A 2,859-nucleotide genomic window follows, 5' to 3' on the forward strand; every position below is an offset into this window, starting at 1 on the left:
CCCAACATGAACATGCCCGCTCGGGGGAAACCTCGCGCGAAGGGCACGCTCCTGTTCCTGCTGCCGATCCCGCTCCTGATCGGTGCCTTGATCGGGCTCGGGACAGGGCGGTTGGATGTCGTCCTGATCGACGGCGGGATCTTTGCGCTTTTCATGGCGGCGGCCGATCTGACCCGCCGTGGGCTGCGCGCGGAGCATGCTCAACAGGTTCTACGCTTTACGCGTCTCCAGCGTATCCCGCTGAAGACCATCGGCGGTGTGCTGACAGGCGTTGCAACCGGATTGGCCGCCTGGTTGTCGGTCGGTCAGGGGCCGGCGCTCAGCCTCGTCTATGCGACGGTGGCCTTGATCGGCTTTCACTTGGTCTATGGCCTCGAGCCGCTCGGTCGCGCACGTCCCTTTGCGACCGACGACGAGCGGACGCGCAAGGTCGCGGCGGCCTTGGAAGAGGCTGAGCGCAAGCTGATCGACCTGGACCGCGCGGCGAAGACGATCGCCAACCCGGAGCTGAAGATCCGCCTGCAACGCATCGGCTCGCAGGGTCGCTCGATCCTGAATCAGATCGCGGATCGGCCCACGGACCTGTTTCGGGCACGCAAATTTTTGAGTGTCTATCTCGACGGTGTCCAGCAGGTCGCCGACGGTTATGCACGGACCCATCGTCTGGCGGATTCGCGCGAGTTGGAGCAGAATTTTCGCAACGTCCTGGTGACGGTCGAGCAGGTGTTCGACGAGCAACACCAGAGGCTTCTCAAGACCGACGTGATGGACCTCGATATCCAGATCGAGGTGCTGAAGAAGCAGCTCGAGCGCGAAGGCATTCAGTGACTAAACCGCGCCTCCTGTGAGATGCGTCTTTTCCGCGTCGGTCTCCCGTCGCGGTGAACAAAGGCCTCGGCGGGGCGCGGTTTAGAAGGGGACAATCAGAGCGAGCTCGACGTTTGGTGCATCCACAGCCCTTAGCGGGGACGTGGTTTAGGCTAATATTTTTTAATGTTTTAAACCGCGCCGGCTCCAGCGATCGTCAAGTCTGCTTGGGCCGATCCCATCCAACAACAACTCATACCGCGTCGGGCGCGGTTTAAATCGATTGGGAGAGATTGAGTGAGCGAGCGAGAGCCAGGCGACGCGTCAGCGATGGATCCTCAGACACAGGGGCAAGCGACGGGCGCCCGGCCTGTGCCGACAGCCGACCCTGTCGCGGAGATCGCCATCGCCGGTTCTCCGGGTGCGGCGGAGCGGCCGCTCATGGTCGCCGAGGACGCGCAGGTGCCGCAGATCGGCGAGGCGCAGCTCGGGCGACTGCTGCAGGAGCTGGATCTGAACGACACCCACTCCATCCTCTTCTTCGGCTCCAAGGCCCAAGAGCGTCTCACCGAGGTCTCGGACCAAATGCTCGAAGGCGTGCGGGCCAAGGACGTGGGCCCCGCCGGGGCGGCGCTGAGCGAGATGGTGACCACGCTCAAGGGGTTTCGTGTCGATGATCTCAATCCGAACCGCAAGCCAGGTTTATTGGCGCGTCTGACCGGCAAAGGTCGGCCGGTCGTGAAGTTCCTTCAGGAGTACGAGGCGGTACGAGATCAGATCGAGACCATCTCCGGACAACTGGAGCGGCACAAGACCAAGCTCTTGACCGACGTCACCGCGCTCGATCGGCTCTATGCGGCCAACCTGGACTATTTCAGAACCTTGGAGCAGTACATCGCGGCAGGCGAGGCGAAGCTCGTCGAGTTGGACGAATCGACCATCCCCGCGCTGGCCGCGCAGGTTGCGGCGAGTACCGACATGGTCGAGGTGCAGCGCCTGAAGGATCTGCGCGGTGCCCGCGACGAGCTGGAGCGGCGCGTCTATGACCTGAAGCTCACGCGACAGGTGACCATGCAGGGCCTACCCAGCATCCGCATGGTCCAGGAAAACGACAAGGGGCTCATCAACAAGATCAACTCGACCCTGGTCAACACCGTGCCTCTGTGGCGCCAACAACTGGCCCAGGCCGTCACTATCTACCGTTCGGGCGAGGCGGCCGACACCATCAAGGCGGCCACCGATCTCACGAACGACCTGCTGCGCGCCAATGCCGATAATCTCAAATCGGCGAACGCCGAGGCGCGCCGCCAGATCGAGCGCGGCGTCTTCGACATTGATGTGGTCAAGCACGCCAATCAAACACTCATCGAGACGATCGAGGAGAGTCTCGCGATCGCCGACGAGGGTAAGCGCGCCCGCGCCATCGCCAGCCAGGAGCTCGAACGCCTGGAGGCCGATCTGCGTCGAACCTTGACCTCGGCGAGCGCCCGCCGAACCGATCAATAGCACGCGCGCTCGGTATACCACTTCCATTTTCCGGCAGATTCTGTATATTTGCGCGTTTACCTGCGGGGCCATTCCCGCAACGTCCAATCGTCTGGGTCCAGGACAGCACATGGTTACGATTCGTTTGTCTCGGGGTGGCTCCAAGAAGAACCCTTTTTATCAGATCGTTGTCGCCGACATCCGCGCCAAGCGTGATGGCCGCTATATCGAGCGCCTCGGTTTCTTCAATCCGCTCGCCAAGGGCGGCGAGGTCGAGCTGCGCGTCGACCGTCAGCGTGCGCAGTATTGGGTCGAGCGCGGCGCCCAGCCGACCGACCGCGTCAAGCAGCTTCTGAAGCAAGCGGCTCGCGAAGAGTCGGCAACTGCCGTCGCTGCGTAAGTCGTTCGATCGCGTCAAGCCAAGATAGCCTCGGACTGCTCCGATCGATGGCCGGACAACCGGATTCGACGCGTATCGTCGTCGGACACGTCGCCGGTGTGTACGGGGTGCGCGGCTGGTTGAAGGTGATGTCGGAGACGGATCCTCCCGAGGGCATCCTAAGCTAC

General features: G+C 62.6%; 3 protein-coding genes and 1 pseudogene. All 4 read left to right on the top strand.

Annotated elements, in window-relative coordinates:
* Nucleotides 1-6 precede the first annotated feature (6 nt).
* Nucleotides 7-828 carry a 5-bromo-4-chloroindolyl phosphate hydrolysis family protein gene (locus tag VLR48_RS19485; protein WP_325293373.1) on the top strand — a complete coding sequence of 274 codons (822 nt, stop codon included), beginning with the start codon at nt 7-9 and terminating at the stop codon, nt 826-828.
* Nucleotides 829-1,137: 309 nt separating this feature from the next.
* Nucleotides 1,138-2,313, top strand: a complete 1,176-nt coding sequence (locus VLR48_RS19490; protein ID WP_325293372.1) for a toxic anion resistance protein — start codon at nt 1,138-1,140, stop codon at nt 2,311-2,313.
* A gap of 109 nt (nt 2,314-2,422) precedes the next feature.
* Complete coding sequence (rpsP, locus tag VLR48_RS19495; protein WP_093029098.1) at nt 2,423-2,692, top strand: 30S ribosomal protein S16; 270 nt, start codon at nt 2,423-2,425, stop codon at nt 2,690-2,692.
* Nucleotides 2,693-2,739: 47 nt separating this feature from the next.
* A pseudogene (locus tag VLR48_RS19500) lies at nt 2,740-2,859 on the top strand (ribosome maturation factor RimM); the annotation flags it as partial.

The sequence above is a fragment of the Thiocapsa sp. genome (assembly GCF_035467215.1).
GTDB lineage: Bacteria > Pseudomonadota > Gammaproteobacteria > Chromatiales > Chromatiaceae > Thiocapsa.

Coding starts and splice junctions, on each gene's coding strand:
- VLR48_RS19490 (WP_325293372.1), top strand. CDS start 1,138: ATGGATCCTCAGACACAGGGGCAAGCGACGGGCGCCCGGCCTGTGCCG.
- rpsP (WP_093029098.1), top strand. CDS start 2,423: ATGGTTACGATTCGTTTGTCTCGGGGTGGCTCCAAGAAGAACCCTTTT.
- VLR48_RS19485 (WP_325293373.1), top strand. CDS start 7: ATGAACATGCCCGCTCGGGGGAAACCTCGCGCGAAGGGCACGCTCCTG.